This window comes from Paraburkholderia pallida (genome assembly GCF_004524855.1).
GTDB classification, from domain to species: Bacteria; Pseudomonadota; Gammaproteobacteria; order Burkholderiales; family Burkholderiaceae; genus Paraburkholderia; species Paraburkholderia oxyphila.
The window spans coordinates 1,266,134-1,281,846 of sequence record NZ_CP038151.1; the positions used below are offsets into that span (position 1 = coordinate 1,266,134).

General features: G+C 62.1%; 14 protein-coding genes. 7 read left to right on the plus strand and 7 right to left on the minus strand.

What is annotated here, in order from left to right:
• The first annotated feature begins 5 nt into the window (after positions 1–5).
• From uxaC to E1956_RS40410, 6 genes are all read left to right on the plus strand, one after another.
• A complete protein-coding gene (uxaC, locus tag E1956_RS40385; protein WP_134758884.1) occupies positions 6–1,412 on the plus strand; it encodes a glucuronate isomerase in 1,407 nt (468 codons plus the stop codon).
• A 7-nt stretch (positions 1,413–1,419) separates the two neighbouring features.
• Positions 1,420–2,817: an MFS transporter gene (locus E1956_RS40390; protein ID WP_134758885.1), complete on the plus strand. Its 1,398-nt coding sequence runs from the start codon at positions 1,420–1,422 to the stop codon at positions 2,815–2,817.
• Between the two features lie 125 nt (positions 2,818–2,942).
• Positions 2,943–3,821 (plus strand): 2-hydroxy-3-oxopropionate reductase, encoded by an 879-nt coding sequence (locus E1956_RS40395; RefSeq protein ID WP_134758886.1) that lies wholly within the window; start codon positions 2,943–2,945, stop codon positions 3,819–3,821.
• A gap of 42 nt (positions 3,822–3,863) precedes the next feature.
• Positions 3,864–5,141: an enolase C-terminal domain-like protein gene (locus tag E1956_RS40400; protein WP_134758887.1), complete on the plus strand. Its 1,278-nt coding sequence runs from the start codon at positions 3,864–3,866 to the stop codon at positions 5,139–5,141.
• A 140-nt stretch (positions 5,142–5,281) separates the two neighbouring features.
• On the plus strand, positions 5,282–6,355 hold the full coding sequence (locus E1956_RS40405) for a LacI family DNA-binding transcriptional regulator (RefSeq protein ID WP_134758888.1): 1,074 nt from the start codon (positions 5,282–5,284) through the stop codon (positions 6,353–6,355).
• Positions 6,356–6,542: 187 nt separating this feature from the next.
• Positions 6,543–6,872 (plus strand): DUF4148 domain-containing protein, encoded by a 330-nt coding sequence (locus E1956_RS40410; protein ID WP_232072248.1) that lies wholly within the window; start codon positions 6,543–6,545, stop codon positions 6,870–6,872.
• 16 nt (positions 6,873–6,888) lie between these two features.
• On the opposite strand, the gene E1956_RS40415 is transcribed toward E1956_RS40410, so the two are convergent.
• From E1956_RS40415 to E1956_RS40425, 3 genes are read right to left on the minus strand one after another with little or no spacing between them, the layout of a single operon-like run.
• Positions 6,889–7,881 (minus strand): NAD(P)H-dependent flavin oxidoreductase, encoded by a 993-nt coding sequence (locus E1956_RS40415; protein WP_134758890.1) that lies wholly within the window; start codon positions 7,879–7,881, stop codon positions 6,889–6,891.
• Positions 7,882–7,890: 9 nt separating this feature from the next.
• On the minus strand, positions 7,891–8,547 hold the full coding sequence (locus E1956_RS40420) for a 2-hydroxychromene-2-carboxylate isomerase (protein WP_134758891.1): 657 nt from the start codon (positions 8,545–8,547) through the stop codon (positions 7,891–7,893).
• A gap of 26 nt (positions 8,548–8,573) precedes the next feature.
• Positions 8,574–10,205 (minus strand): AMP-binding protein, encoded by a 1,632-nt coding sequence (locus E1956_RS40425; protein ID WP_134758892.1) that lies wholly within the window; start codon positions 10,203–10,205, stop codon positions 8,574–8,576.
• Positions 10,206–10,228: 23 nt separating this feature from the next.
• Here E1956_RS40425 and E1956_RS40430 point away from each other — a divergent pair, with 23 nt between their 5' ends.
• Positions 10,229–11,185 (plus strand): TetR/AcrR family transcriptional regulator, encoded by a 957-nt coding sequence (locus tag E1956_RS40430; protein ID WP_134758893.1) that lies wholly within the window; start codon positions 10,229–10,231, stop codon positions 11,183–11,185.
• A gap of 106 nt (positions 11,186–11,291) precedes the next feature.
• Here E1956_RS40430 and E1956_RS40435 read toward each other — a convergent pair whose 3' ends face one another.
• The 4 genes from E1956_RS40435 to epsC form a co-directional block, all read right to left on the minus strand.
• A complete protein-coding gene (locus tag E1956_RS40435; RefSeq protein WP_134758894.1) occupies positions 11,292–13,340 on the minus strand; it encodes a family 2A encapsulin nanocompartment cargo protein cysteine desulfurase in 2,049 nt (682 codons plus the stop codon).
• Entirely contained in the window at positions 13,315–14,247 is a 933-nt protein-coding gene (locus E1956_RS40440) for a family 2A encapsulin nanocompartment shell protein (RefSeq protein ID WP_035529349.1), read from the minus strand. Before E1956_RS40440 ends, E1956_RS40435 begins: the two co-directional genes overlap by 26 nt.
• 185 nt (positions 14,248–14,432) lie before the next feature.
• Positions 14,433–14,696, minus strand: a complete 264-nt coding sequence (locus E1956_RS40445; protein WP_134758895.1) for a helix-turn-helix domain-containing protein — start codon at positions 14,694–14,696, stop codon at positions 14,433–14,435.
• A complete protein-coding gene (gene epsC / locus E1956_RS40450; RefSeq protein ID WP_134758896.1) occupies positions 14,693–15,667 on the minus strand; it encodes a serine O-acetyltransferase EpsC in 975 nt (324 codons plus the stop codon). Before epsC ends, E1956_RS40445 begins: the two co-directional genes overlap by 4 nt.
• Positions 15,668–15,713: the final 46 nt, after the last annotated feature.

Below are 15,713 nucleotides of genomic sequence, written 5' to 3' on the forward strand. Positions count from 1 at the left end.
GACTGATGAACCCATTCATGGGCGACAACTTCCTCTTGTCCAGCGACTGCGCGCGCAAGCTGTACCACGAGTATGCCAGGCCGGAACCCATCTTTGACTATCATTGCCACCTGAGCGTCAAGGATATCGCTGACGATCGCCGCTTCAACAACATCACCGAAATCTGGCTCAAGGGCGACCATTACAAATGGCGTGCGATGCGGGCACTGGGCAATGACGAGCGGTACATCACGGGTGACGCAAGCGATCGCGAGAAATTCGATGTCTGGGCCAACGACCTGCCGAGCTGCCTGGGCAACCCGCTTTATCACTGGTCGCATCTCGAGTTGCGCGCCGGATTCGGCATCGACGATCCGATCAGTGGCAGGACCGCGGAGCGGATCTGGAATGAAACCAGCCGCCAATTGCGTCAGCCCGGGATGAGCGCGCGCGGGTTGCTGCGCAAGTTCAATGTCCGCCTCGTTGGCTCGACTGACGACCCGACCGATACGCTCGAGTTTCATGCGCAAATTGCGCGCGATCCGTCGATGGGCGATATCGCGGTGCGTCCAAACTGGCGGGCCGACAACCTCGTCAAGATCGAGGTCGACGGCTTCGCTGCGTATATCGACAAGCTGGCACATGCCAGCGAGACCGCGATAGACGATTTCCAGTCTCTGAAGGCGGCGCTTCTCAGGCGACTGGATCACTTCTGTGCGCATGGTTGCATTGCTGCCGATCACGGTATCCCGGTGTTGCGCTATGCACCGCTCGCTTCCGAATCGGTAATCGATCAGATTGTCCAGAAGCGTCTGTCCGGCCAACGCCTGAGCGAAGAGGAAATCGCGCAGTATGCGACTGCCATCCAGGTGTGGCTGGCGGGGCAATATGCCGAGCGGGGCTGGGCGATGCAGTTGCACATTGGTGCGCAACTCAACAACAACACGGCCATGCTGAACCAGCTCGGGCCGAATACCGGGTTCGATGCGATTCGCGATCGCCCTATATCTGAAGGCCTCGCCGGTCTCCTCGACGCGATGAACTCGAACAGCGGTCTGCCAAGGTTAGTTATCCATACCATCAATCCGAGCCAGAACGAGGTTATCGCGACGTTATGCGCCTGTTTTCAGGGCGGCAACACGCGAGGCAAGATCCAGTTTGGGGCCGCCTGGTGGTTCAACGATCAGCTCGATGGCATGCGTCGCCAACTGACCCAGCTCTCGCAGTTGGGCATTCTTGGTACGTTCGTCGGCATGATCACCGATTCGCGCAGCCTGCTCTCGTACTCGCGTCATGAATACTTCCGGCGCCTGCTCTGCGATATGGTGGGGAGCTGGATGGAAAATGGCGAGGTTCCGCAGGACTTCGGCCTGGTTGGGGAGATGATCCGCAAGATTTGCTACCGCAACGCGGCTGAGTTTTTCTCGCTATAGCCGGCCGATGAATCCGCCCGAAAACGACTTCCGGATATCCGCGCTCGTCATATCGGTCGCGTTGTTCATGCAGAACATCGACGGGACGATCGTCACGATCGCCATCCCGTCGATCGCGCGAGATCTCGGCATCAGTGCACTCCATCTAAGCAGCGTGATCATCGCGTATCTCGTTGCGCTGACCGTATTCACGCCGATAAGCGGATGGGTTGCAGATCGATTCGGTGCAAAACGCGTCTTCCTATTGGCGATCATCACGTTCACGCTGGCCTCTGCGGGCTGTGCATTGATCCGTGGCTTGCCTGAACTGATCTCGTTCCGGATTCTCCAGGGGGCGGGAGGCGCGATGATGGTTCCGGTCGGGCGACTGATCCTGTTTCGCGGTATCGATCGCGAGGACATGCTGGCCGCGTCGACATGGTTGACGATGCCCGCCCTGCTCGGCCCCATCCTCGGGCCACCATTGGGTGGCTTCCTGACCAGTGAGTGGTCGTGGCGCTGGACGTTCTGGATCAATCTACCTATTGGAATCCTCGGCCTCGTTTGCGCATGGCGTTTTCTTCCGGAGACGCAATGCACGCCGTCGAAACGACTCGACTTGACAGGCAGCGTGCTGGTCGCTGCTGCGCTGGCGATATCCATGATCGGATTCGATTCGGTTGACCGGGGTGCGACGCATCCGGTCATGCCCATTCTCGTGCTGTCGCTTGGTGCGGTTCTGTGCTGGCTCGCCTGGCGGCATTGCAGGCGCACGCCACATCCTGCGGTGGATTTTTCCCTTCTGGATATTCCCACCTTCAAGGTCGCCTCGATCGCGGGGGGATGCTTTATCGCGGCGTCGGATGCGATGTTGTTTCTCGTTCCGCTCATGCTGCAAGTCGCGTTCCGATACAGCGTCCTGAGCAGCAGCATGATGACGTTTGCAAGCTCGATTGGATCATTCTGCATGCGGCCGATGGCGGCATTCGCACTCAGGCGCTATCCGGTGCGCAGTGTGCTGACAACGGCAAGCTGTTCGTTCGCGGTGGTGCTCAGCCTGTGTGCGCTCATGTCAAAGGACTGGTCGCGCGTGGGCATCTTCTTTCTGCTGCTGATGGGCGGTGTGTCGCGGTCGCTCAATTTCGCGACCACGGGCGCCATTGCCTTTGCCGATGTACCCGAGTCGAAGATGTCGGCTGCGACTTCGTTCCAGGGAACCTCGCAGAAGTTCATGAAGGCGTTCGGCGTGGCATCGGTCGCGGCAACCGTGCAGATCGTGTCAATGCTCCGAGGTAGTCCGCACCCGGATCAACGCGATATCGCCCTGGGTTTTGTCGCAACAGTGGTCATTGTCATGCTGACTTGCCCGATGTTCGCGCAGCTGTCGCGAGAGGACGGATCCGGTGTGACGAGCCAGATGGAATGAATTTACTTCGCGATGCCTTTGAACTATTATTTTGGAAAACGATTTCCTTCCACGCCCCCCACATTGTCCGCGGCGCGCGACACCTCTGACACTCCCAGCCCACCCACTCAAAGGAGCAGCCCAACATGGCTAACATCGGTTTCATCGGCCTCGGCATCATGGGCGCGCACATGGCGCGCAACCTCATCAAAGGCGGGCACGCGCTTTTCGTGAATGGCGCGTATACGGTTCCCGACGATCTGCGCGCGAGCGCGACCGTCGTCGAGAACTCGGCCGCGGTCGCGCGCGCCGCCGACGTGATCATCTCGATGGTCCCGGACACACCGGACGTCCGCAACGTGCTGTTCGCCGACGACGGCGTCGCGAAGGGCCTCACCGCCGGCAAGCTCGTGATCGACATGAGCTCGATCTCGCCGCTCGACACGCAGGCATTCGCGAAGGACATCAACAAGCTCGGTTGCGACTACCTGGACGCACCAGTGTCCGGCGGTGAAGTCGGTGCGCGCGAGGCAACGCTGACGATCATGGTCGGCGGCCCGGAAAGCGCGTTCGAGCGCGCGAAGCCGCTGTTCGAGCTGATGGGCAAGAACATCACACTCGTCGGCGACAACGGCGCGGGCCAGACCTGCAAGGTCGCCAACCAGATCATCGTCGCGTTGAATATCGAGGCGGTCGCGGAAGCGCTGCTGTTCGCGTCGCGCTCGGGCGCAGATCCGGAGCGCGTGCGCCGCGCGCTGATGGGCGGCTTTGCGGCATCGCGGATCCTCGAAGTGCATGGCGAGCGGATGACGAAACGCACGTTCGACCCGGGCTTTCGCATCGAACTGCATCAGAAGGACCTGAATCTCGCGCTCGACGGCGCGCGCAAGCTCGGCCTCGCGCTGCCTCACACCGCGAGCGCACAGCAACTGTTCAGCGTCTGCGCGGCGCACGGCGGCAAGATGTGGGATCACTCGGGCCTCGTGCGCGCGCTCGAAATCATGTCGAACGCGACGCTCGCCTGAGGCGACACGGCGCAATCAGGTTCTTTGACAAGGAAAAATCCAATGAAAATCGCTCGGGTGCGCGTCACGCCGGTGGCGGTTTGCAACCCGCCACTGCTGAACAGCGGCGGGTTGCACAGTCCTTATACCGTCCGCTCGATCATCGAGGTCGAGGCGGACAACGGCCTCGTCGGTCTTGGCGAGACCTTTGCCGACCGGATGGTGCTCGACCGCCTGAATTCGGTCCGGGAAAGTCTGGTGGGATTGAGTCCGTTCGACGTCAACGCATTGAGGCGCATCACGCAGTCCGGCACTCCGCCCTCCGGTGCCGAGGCATTCCGCTTCATGCCGGGCTCGTGGAACGGAAACCCGACCGACGCGAAGATTTTCGGCGCGTTCGAAGCCGCGTTTCTCGACCTGCAGGCACGCTGCCTGGGGATTCCGTTGTGCGAGTTGCTGGGAGGAGCGGTACGCCAGCAGGTGCCCTTTTCCGCCTACCTGTTCTTCAAGTACAGCGCGCAGTACGTGCGCCATGTCGATCCGGAATACGCCGAATACGATCCATGGGGAGAAGTTCTGACTGTTGATCAGCTAGTGGCCGAAGCCCAACGGATGATCGATCTCTACGGATTCCGCAGCATCAAGGTCAAGGCGGGCGTTCTCACACCGCAGGAAGACGTTGCCTGTATCAAGGCACTGAGGAAGCGGTTCCCGGCTCATCCGATACGCCTCGACACGAACGCCGCCTGGTCGCAGGACACCGCTCGCCGCATGGCGGAGCTGCTCGACGGCGATCTCGAGTACTACGAGGATCCGACACCCGGCCTTGGCGGGATGGCGGACCTGCACCTCGCGACAGGACTTCCCATGGCGACCAACATGGTCGTCACGGACTTCGACGAATTCCGCAGGAACCTCGCGGTCAACGGCGTTCAAGTCATTCTCGGGGACCACCATTACTGGGGCGGGCTCAGAGCGACACAGCAACTGGCAAGCATGTGCGAGATGTTTGATATCGAACTATCGATGCATTCGAACTGCCATCTTGGTATCAGCCTCATGACGATGACGCATGTCGCGGCGGCCATACCGAACCTGACTTATGCCTGCGACACGCATTATCCGTGGTTCACGGAAGACCTTCTGCAGGGTGGGCGCGTGCCGATCCGCGATGGCAGCGTCGCGGTCCAGAATCTGCCCGGGATGGGTGTCGATCTCGACCCCAAGGCCCTTGCCGAGATGCACCAGCAGTATTTACGGTGCGGATTGAGCGGACGAGACGATGCCGCGCAGATGCGCAAATTCAAACCGGACTGGGAAAGAAAGAAGCCGCGATTCTGATGGCTCGGGCGGTCGAAGGCCGCTCAGCGCCGCCTCCGGCGCTTCCCCGTATCGCTCGCGGTCAATTCGCTCCCCGGTTTACGCACCACCCTGTTCCCTATATCATCGAAAACCGAAGGAAAACGCTACCCTCCTCATCGATGCCGAAAACCCAGCCCACCATCCGCGATGTCGCCGCCGCCGCGGGTGTCGCCGTCTCCACCGTGTCGAAGTACATCAACGGCACGCAGCGCTTTTCCGGATCGGTCGAAGCGAAGCTGAAGGCGGCGATCGACGCGCTCGGCTACCGGTCGAACCCCCTCGCCCGCTCGATGATCACCGGCAAGACGCGCACGATCGGCCTCGCGATCCTCGACATCCGCAATCCGCACTTCACGAACATCGTCAAGGGCGCGAACCGGGTCGCGCTGCAGCACGACTACACGCTGCTGCTCGTCGATACCGAGGAAAGCCAGGAACGCGAGCGGCCGCTGATCGAAGCGCTCGCGCAGCGCGTCGACGGGATGATCATCAGCTCGCGAATGCCGGACGACGCGGTGCAGTGGCTGCTCGAGCTGAGCAAGCCAGTTGTGCTGTTTGGGCGTAGTCAGCAGTTTCCGATCGCGAGTGTCGGCACCGACGGCCATCTCGCCGCCTCCATGCTCGCCCGCCATCTCCTGAATCTCGGCCACCGGCGCATCGCGTATCTCGGCTTCGCCAAGTCGCGCTGGAACGACGAACGCAGGCGCGGCATCGCCGACTGCCTTCAGAAAGCCGGGCTGCAACTGGACGTCCACGACGCCGAAGCGCCTTCGGCCATAGCCGGCGAGCGCGCGTGCTCGGCGATCCTGCTCGGCTCTTCGCAGCCTGATGCCGTCATCTGCTACAACGACCTGATCGCACTCGGCTTCATGAAGGAAGCGCGCGAACTCGGCTTTCGGCTGCCGCAAGATTTGTCGGTCGTCGGCTTCGACAACGTGTCGTACGCCGAATACGCGTCGCCCGCGCTGACCACGGTGGATCTCCAGAGTGAGAAGATGGGCGAGCTCGCGATGACCAAGCTCATCGCGGCGCTCAACGGCAGCCACGACGACGAATACGCGATGCTGGAGCCACGGCTCGTGGTCCGGGAGTCGACGATGCGTCGGCCGGACACGTCGCAGCCGGCAGGTGTGACGGAGATGACCCCGAAGACGGCCGGCGGCCGGCGACGCACGGGCGGCCAGGGCGCCTGACGCTCAAGCGTAGTGATCCTTATCAGTTAACTCGCTCAGCTGATGCTGAGCGAGTCCAGCCATGCCAGACGGCGAGACGTTCTTTCAGTGAGCGAACCGGATAAAAAAAGCTTCATGAGCATGATTCGGTTTCATGCAGTGCGACGGCGTAACCTCGAGAGCATCGAAAATCTGGAGTGTCGCCATCGTGAAGACCCTGCAACGCACCGCAATCCTGGCCCTTCTATCCGTCGTCGCGTGTCCCGCATTTGCATCGTCGAAGCTGACAGCCGCGCAATGCCGCGATTACCCGTTCGTTCGATCGGCGCAGCCACCGAGCCACCAGCAACTGCAAAACGAACTCCGTGAACTCGAGTCGGTCGGCTATAGCCCGGCAAGCGGCGACGCCAACGACTACCCGTACGACCTGCAATCCGCGCAACAGCGGCTGCAGGCAAAATACCAGCGAGATTGTGGGTTATCCGGAAACGGAACGATTGCAGCCTCGACAGGGTCGAGCGGCAGCCTGCAGCAATGAGTGCTGCGTTTTGCTGCTAGCCCTGTCCGTTCGTGGCACCGAGCATCGATCGGAGTCTTGCCCCGATCAGTGTCCTGGCCTCGCCGATAATATCGTCGATGAGCGCCTTCACGGTGGGAACATCGTGAATCAATCCAGCAACCATGCCGCAGCTCCACGCGCCGGAATCCAGCAAGCCATCGCGCATGACTTTTGGATAAACACCGGCCACCTGGTCGATGATGTCATCGATACGAAGATCATTGCCCTTCTCGCGCTCGATCTCCAGAAGACGTTCCACACCTGCGTTGTTGAGCACGCGCTCAGTATTTCTCAGGCCACGCATGATCAGTCGCGTGTCCAGCTCGGTTGCGTTGACAATTGCCCTTTTTACATTCTCATGAACCGGTGCTTCTTGCGTAGCAACAAACCGGGTGCCCATGCTGATGCCTTCAGAGCCCAGCGCAAGTGCAGCCACCAGACTGCGCCCGTTAGCCATCCCCCCTGAAGCAATCGTGGGAATCGCTAACTCTTCTGCAGCACGTGGCAGCAAAATCATATTCGGAATATCGTCCTCGCCAGGATGGCCCCCGCATTCGAAGCCATCCACAGTGACCGCATCACATCCTATCTGCTGCGCCTTGAGGGCGTGCCGTATCGACGTGCACTTGTGAAACACCTTGATGCCCGCGTCTTTGAGGCTGGCCATGTAGGGCTCAGGATTGCGGCCGGCCGTTTCGACGATGCGCACGCCACCCTGTTTGATCGCATCGATGTATTCAGGGTACGGAGGAGCCGAGAACGTCGGAAGGAACGTGAGGTTCACACCAAACGGTCGATCGGTCATATCCCTGCACCGTGCAATTTCCTTTGCAAGCAGCTCAGGCGTCTTTTGTGTCAGGGCGGTGATAATGCCCAAGCCACCGGCGTTGGAAACCGCAGAGGCAAGTTCTGCGAGGCCAACGTAATGCATCCCTCCCTGCACGATAGGATATTGAATTCCGAAAAGCTCGGTGATACGTGTCTTCATGCTGGTGCCTCATGTCCTTTGAGTTTCATTACCGTCAATCTTCGGGGTGAGCGGCGTGACCGCAGCCGGCACATACTGCGCGCCAGCGGCAAGGTACTGATCGAGTAGCCAAATGCGGTCTCCGCCCCAAAAGAGTTCGTTTCCTGCTGCGAATGTTGGAGAACCAAACACGCCGCGGGAAACCGCAGCGCGGGTCGCCTCGTTGACAGCACTACGTGATTGTTTCGATTCAATGGTTTCCCGGAACTGTTGCTCGTCCAGGCCCACGGCTTTCCGGGCAACATCGAACAAAATATCCATGTCACCGAGGCGACGCCCCTCGGCCCAACGTGCACGCAACAGTGCTTTCGCCAGTACCGGTCGCTGTTCAAGCGGTTGCGTGTACATCAACTGCTGAGCAGGTACAGGGTCAAACATCGAGAAATCATCGGTAAGCGGTAGTCCCAATACTTTTGCCATCCGCGATGCGTCATGACGGGCATAAGGACCTTTGAGCGGCGTATCAAGCAGCGGCTTCAAGCCCATGACCTTGACCACTGCAACGCCAAGCCGGAATGGTAGCCAATGAAGTTTCTTACCGTGACGGTCTGCCAAAGCCTCAATCGCATTCGATGCGAGATACGCGTAGGGCGAGACGAAATCAAAATAGAATTCGATCGAATCCATACTATCGTTGGGAAAATTGAGCGAAATTACGAGCCGCCGTCCAGCGATTTGTCTGTACGAGCCTCTTTGAGAAGTTGCTCACGCAGAACATATTTCTGGACTTTTCCCGATGCAGTCTGGGGGAACTGATCCACGAAGCGCCAGACCCTTGGCGTCTTGTATGACGCGAGACGCGTGCGGCAAAAGCTTGTGAGCTCGCTCTCTCCTTCGGCTCGCCCGGCTTTGAGCTGGACGAAGGCGGCAATGATTTCACCCCATTCGGCGTCGGGCAATCCGACCACACAAGCCGCTACAACGGCAGGATGGCTAAGCAACACTTCTTCGATCTCGCGCGGATAGACGTTTTCGCCACCGCGAATAATCATCTCCTTCATTCTTCCCTGAATGGTGAGATAACCGTCGCTTGCCATCGAGCCCAAATCGCCCGTCCGCAGCCATCCGTCGCCAGTCAGCGCCTGTCGCGTTGCTTCCGCGTTATCGAAGTAACCCTTGGTGACGCAACTTCCGCGAGTCCAGATTTCACCCACCGTGCCGAACGGCACCGTTTCGCCGCTTTGTGGATTGGCCACTTTGACTTCGACCTGTGGCATGGGCCGCCCGACCGTCAACGCCCACCCCGTTCGAGATTCGTTTTCGCGCGTATGAGTGATATAGGGCGAGGCTTCCGTTTGCCCGAATCCAATACCTGCCTTGATGCGAAGGGTATTCTCGATCCGCTGTACCAGCGCCGGCGGCACAGGCGCGCCGCCGAGCGTTGCGAGTCTCCATGAACTCAGGTCGAAGCTTGCCAGTTCCGGATGGTCGAGAATACGAACGATCATCGTCGGCACTGCGGACATCAATGTGCCGCGTTCGGATTGAATCAACTCCAGCATCAACGCCGGATCGAAAGCCGGCGGAAGAACGTGAGTGCCTCCCGTCTGCAATGCCCCCAACGTCACGAGACCGCACCCGGCGGTATGAAACAGGGGCATCGGGTTGACCCATACGTCGCCTTTGCGCGCACCGATCACTTGCGCATAGATTCGCCCGTTGTTGGCCAATCCTCGATGGGTGAGCAGCGCGCCTTTGGGAAAGCCCGTGGTGCCAGATGTGTATTGAATTTGGGCTATAGCGCCAGGTTCCACGCGTGGTAGCGTGGCGGATTCCGACGAGCTATTGACAAAATCTCCCCAACTCTCCAGCGAGATAATTTCTCGCAAGAGTGGCAATTCGGGTTTGACTTCCTCCACGACAGCCGCGAGTTTTCTTCCGCGATACTCGGGTTCTACGATAATTCCGCAGGTCTGTGATTGCTTGAGGACGTACTTGAGTTCCGAAGCGAGATACGCCGGGTTCACGGTGACAAGCGTAATGCCCGCGAGTGCGGCACCGAGTTCGATCTGCACCCACTCCGGGCTGTTCGATGCCCACACCGCAACGTGCTCGCCCGGGCGAAAGCGGCTCAGCAGTGCGCCCGCCACTCTACGCGATTGCGTTAGCAGCTCGCCATAAGTCCAGCGACGCCTGTCGGTCCGGCTGACACCCTCAACCAGCGCGACTTCGTTTTCCCAGCGCTCTGCCGCATTCGTGAGCGCGTCCCCAATGCTGATTTCCAGGAAAGGCTCGCTTTGATCTGCGGGCCAGTACGCCAGGTTTTGTGAAGCGGCATGTTCCATATGACTTATGTCTCCGTCTGTCCTTGCATCAGGCGAAAGCTGAATGTAATTTAACGCGATGCAGCATATCGCTCTTCTGGCTGCAACTTGATTACGTCCCCATCATAGGTGGCGCACTTCAGTGCCTCTATTCGGATTTCGGCACCCTGAGCTCGGGCCGCCACAACGCCTTTATTCCCGGGCGCCGGCGTGACTTGCCTGGCATCTACTCGGATATCCCTCGTCCCGAAGTTTCAGGGCACGTACATAAGGCTAGAATCGATAGCGCGCAGGCCACGCTGGTGGTGGCTGTCGCGAACATCGTTGCCGAGGAGAAAGAGGTGCCAGTCAAAGGTCGGAAATTTGGCGCGAACGCGCAGATCGCCGTGCGCCGCAGACCAAGGCAAGGACGGTCGCAGATGACTGTTGACGCCATTCTCGAGGCCGCTCAACAGCTTTTGATAAGAGATGGATTCGATGCCACGAGCACGACGCGCATTGCCGAAGCAGCGGGGGTCAGTGTTGGTTCGCTGTATGAATACTTCACCAGCAAGGAAGCGCTTGTCGCGAAGTTGATCAAACGCCATTGCGACAACCTGCTTGACACTTACGCCAGAGCGTTCAAGGAAGTGGAGGGCAAGGGGATAGCGTCATTGGTCGACGCATGGATCGATACAAGTGTGGACGCGTATGCAAAAGATCTTGCCCTGCATCGCGTTCTTCTCGATCAGATGGGCAAGGTGAGCAAGACACAGCACCTGCGACGTGTTTCTCTCGCTATTGCTGAACTTCTCGAAAGCGCGCTTCGCCAATGCGGGGAGCCGATACCCAGACCGGACCTGCGGCTCGCGGCTTTTGTCATTGAATCATCCGGAGAGGCCCTTTTACATCGGGCCATTCTTTACGGCGACGATCTCCTCAACGATGCGTTGCTACGCGAGTGGAAACTCATGACCCGCCTTTATCTTGCGACTGCGGACAGTTTGCCCTCGCAGACGTGACACTTCCGGGGCCCACCTCCCACAGGTGCCAAGGCCATCGGGGCAATAGCCGCCCCGCGATTCCCCGGGCGAAGGCAACGCGGGGCGCCGCCGCCCCGCGTTGGCTCTACTGGCGCGGCGCCAGCCCGCGCACGACCGACACCAGCGCGTCGACTTCCGCGCAGGTGTTGTAGAACGCGAGCGAAGGCCGCACGGTCGCCTCGAGGCCGAAGCGCCGCAAGATCGGCTGCGCGCAATGATGCCCCGCGCGCACGGCGATGCCTTCGCGGCTCAACGCCTGCCCCACCTCCTCGGTCGTATAGCCCTTCAGCACGAACGAGAGCACGCTCGCCTTGTCGCGCGCCGTCCCCACGAGGCGTACGCCCGGCACCGGCGCGAGCACACTCGTTGCATACGCAAGCAAGTCGTGCTCGTAGCGTGCGATGTTCTCGATGCCGATCCGGCTCACGTAGTCGAGCGCCGCGCCCAGCCCCACGGCATCGGCGATATTGCCGGTGCCGGCTTCGAAGCGCGCGGGCGCTCCATGGAACACGGTCTTCTCGAACGTGACGTCCTGGATCATGTTGCCGCCGCCCTGCCACGGCGGCATGACTTCGAGCAGCTCGCGCTTGCCGTATACGACGCCGATGCCGGTCGGCCCGTAGATCTTGTGGCCCGAGAACACGAAGAAGTCGGCGTCGAGCGCCTGCACATCCACACGCATGTGCGAGATCGACTGGGCGCCGTCGACGAGCGCCTTCGCGCCCGCGCGATGCGCGAGTTCCACGATCTCCTGCACCGGCACCACGGTGCCGAGCGCGTTCGAGACCTGCGTCACCGAGACGATCTTCGTGCGCGCGTTGAGCAGCTTGCGATACTCGTCGAGCAGGACCTGGCCCGAGTCGTCGACGGGAATCACGCGCAGCTTCGCCCCCTTGAGCGCCGCGAGTTGCTGCCACGGCACGATGTTCGCGTGGTGCTCGAGATGCGAGACGACGATCTCGTCGCCTTCGCCGACGTTCTGCACGCCCCACGACTTCGCGATCAGGTTGATCGCCTCGGTCGTGCCGCGTACGAACACGATCTCCTCGGGCGACGAAGCCCCGATGAAGCGCTGCACGGTCTTGCGCGCATGCTCGTAGGCATCAGTTGCGCGCGCGGCCAGAGCGTGCGCGGCACGGTGAATGTTCGAGTTCTCGTGCGCGTAGAAGTACGCGAGCCGGTCGATCACGGCCTGCGGCTTGTGCGTCGTGGCGGCGTTGTCGAACCAGACGAGCGGCTTGCCGTTCACGCGCTCCTGCAGGATCGGAAAGTCGCGGCGCACGGCGTTGACGTCGAAGGGCGGATGCGCGCCACGCAGCGCGTCGGCATCGTGCGCGCGTCCTGCGGAGGTGCCCGGCGCGTTGGTAGCGGTGTCGTTACGCCCGGCCAGAAAGTAGCGCGCGGGGCCATCGTGCGCACCGTGCTCCGGCCGGTTGAGCGTGAGCAGTGCGCGCAGCGCGTCGTCGCCTGGCAGTCCGAATGTCTCGGGCGCGGCGAGGCCATGCGCCGGCACCACGATCTCCTGCGCCTCGCGCTGCCAGCCGTGCCCCGCCGAGTCCGTGAAATAGAACGGTGAGCGCTCGCTGGCCCCGGCACTGGGCGCGGCGGCGGGCAGCGGCCCGGCGGGTTCAGCCGCCGCATAGGCCTGCGGCACGCCCAGCAACGCGCCGCCCACGCGCGGCTCCAGCGCGGGCGCGATCGCCACCGCGTTGTCCGGCAGCCCGTTCGCGGCGGCAGCGTGCGGCGCCAGCGCGGGCGCGCGGTTGCCGAGCGCGAGCACATGCGTAGGCGCGCCAGGCGCGAGATTGGCCCCCGGCACCTTGCCTTGCGGCGCCGCCAGGCCCGGCACGCCGGTGCCCGTGCCGCCAGGCCCCGCGAGCGGCGAGCCGGCCGGCGCGGGATTGCTGAGCGAGGCGAGTATCGGCGCGGCCGCCGGCAACGCCGACGGCACGCCGCCCACCGCGCCGCTGCCGGCCGCCACGCCGGGCGCGCCCGCGCTGCCCGGCAGCGTGCTGAAGAACTCATTGGCGAGGCGCGCGAGCGTCGCGGGGTCCGGCAGTCCACCAGGCAGCGGTGCGTGGGCGCCCGCTTGCGGCAGCGCCGCCGGATTAACGGTAGGTGTCAGGGTAGTCATGGTACTTGCCGATCTCCACGTCATCGAGGACAGCCAGCGCATCCGGCGAATGGACCGCGAGCGAGCAATACAGCGAGATCAGATACGACGCGATCGCCTGATTGTTGATCCCCATGAAGCGCACCGAGAGACCCGGCCCCTGCTCGCCCGCCACGCCCGGCTGGTAGAGGCCCACCACGCCCTGGCGCTTGTCGCCCACGCGCAGCAGCAGGATCTTGGTCTTGCCGTCGGCGACCGGCACCTTGTCGGACGGAATCAGCGGAATGCCGCGCCACGTGATGAACTGCGAGCCGAACAGGCTGACCGTCGGCGGCGGCACGCCGCGGCGCGTGCATTCGCGGCCAAACGCGGCAATCGCGAGCGGATGCGTGAGGAAGAACGCGGGTTCCTTCCAGACCTTCGTGAGCAGCTCGTCGAGATCGTCGGGCGTGGGCGCGCCCGTGAGCGGGAAAATGCGCTGCTCTTCCTCGACGTTGGCCAGCAGGCCGTAGTCGGGATTGTTGATGAGCTGGCTTTCCTGCAACTCCTTGATCGTCTCGATCGTGAGGCGCAGTTGCTCCTTGATCTGGTCGTGCGGACTGCTGTAGAGATCGGAGATGCGCGTATGGACGTCGAGCACCGTGCTCACCGCGTTGAGGAAGTACTCGCGCGGCTGCTCCTCATAAGGCACGAACGTCGTGGGCAGCGTGCCTTCGTCTTCGCGCGCCGTGCAGGCAGCACGCACTGCTTCGGGGTCCTTAACGCGGTTCAAACGATAGATACCGGCTTCGACCGGCACCCATTGCAGCAAGTGGGTGAGCCAGCGCGGCGTGATCGTCGAAAGCTGCGGGACGGTCTTGGTGGCATTCGCCAGTTGCCGCGCGGCGTTATCGCCAAGCGCGGTCTGGCCGCTCAGAGTCGTGGACATGAATGAGGGCTCCGGTTACTTATAACGAAAACTGCATTGCTTATGAAGACAGCAGATTATGGGAAGCCCGATTGCGCGGTTCAACCGGCTATAGGCGTCAAGCGACATCAAATGCAGTCGAACGGCATCGAGCGGCGCTCGCGCAATGCCATCCGGCTCGGAAACAAATGAATGAATAGCGGCACTCAGGGGTGCAGCGGACTACCCGGCAACGCCGCTGCGTTCGCAACGCCGATCGCCCCGCCCACAAGCAGTTCGCCAATGCTCACACCCAGCGCATGCGCGAGCTTTTCCACGGTGACGATCGATGCGATGGCCGCGCCACGCTCGATTTCGCCGACATAGGTGCGGTTCAGCCCGGCATGCTCGGCGAGCCGCTCCTGCGACCATGCATGCGCCTCGCGCAAACGCCTTACGGCTGCGCCGAAGTCGTGGACGATGGCGCTCATCGTGCTGCGCCCGCTGCGATCGCAAACGATGCGGGCACGCCATCCTCGACGGGCCGGCCCGCAAGCGGCGCGCGCGTTTCGTGGCGCGAGATGGCCTGTGTCACGTGCGCGCCCGGCGGCACGCCCTCGGTCAACCAGACGTTGCCGCCAATGACGGCGCCGCGGCCCAGCGTGACGCGCCCGAGTATCGTCGCGCCCGCGTAGATGACCACCTCGTCCTCGACGATCGGGTGTCGCGCGAGGCCCTTCTCGAGATTGCCGGCGGCATCGCGCGGAAAGCGCTTGGCGCCGAGTGTCACGGCCTGGTACACGCGAACCCGCTCGCCGATGATCGCCGTTTCTCCGATCACGACGCCGGTGCCGTGATCGATGAAGAACGCGCTGCCGATCTGCGCGCCCGGATGAATGTCGATGCCGGTGGCCGCGTGCGCGAGCTCCGAGATGATGCGTGCGAGCAGCGGCAGCCCTAGCTGATACAGCTCATGCGCCAGCCGGTGATGCGTGATGGCGAGCACGCCCGGGTAGCAGAGCAGCACCTCGTCCCCGCTGCCGGCAGCGGGGTCGCCGTTGAATGCCGCAAGCACGTCGGTGTCGAGCAGCGCGCGGATAGCGGGCAAGCGCTGGGCGAATGCGCGCACGGCAGCCAGCGCGCGCGCCTCGATCTCATCGGGATCGCTCTCCACATGCCGTGCCTTGTAGCGCAGCTCGAGCCGCGCCTGTGCAAGCAAGGCGTGCAGCGCCGCGTCGAGCGCATGGCCCACGTAGAAGTTCTCGCTCTCCTGGCGCAGATCCGGCGGCCCGAGCCGCATGGGAAACAGCATGCCCTTGAGCGTTTCGATGACTTCGGCCAGCGCCTCGCGCGCCGGCAGGTCGCGCCCGCCGGGCTCCAGCGCGCGCCGCTGCAATTCGCGCCATTGCTGTCGCACGCCCTGCAGCGCGTCGACGATCTCAGCCACATGAAATACAGTCACGCCAGTTCTCTCTTCGTTGTCCGTATGAATGATCCGGCGCACGGGT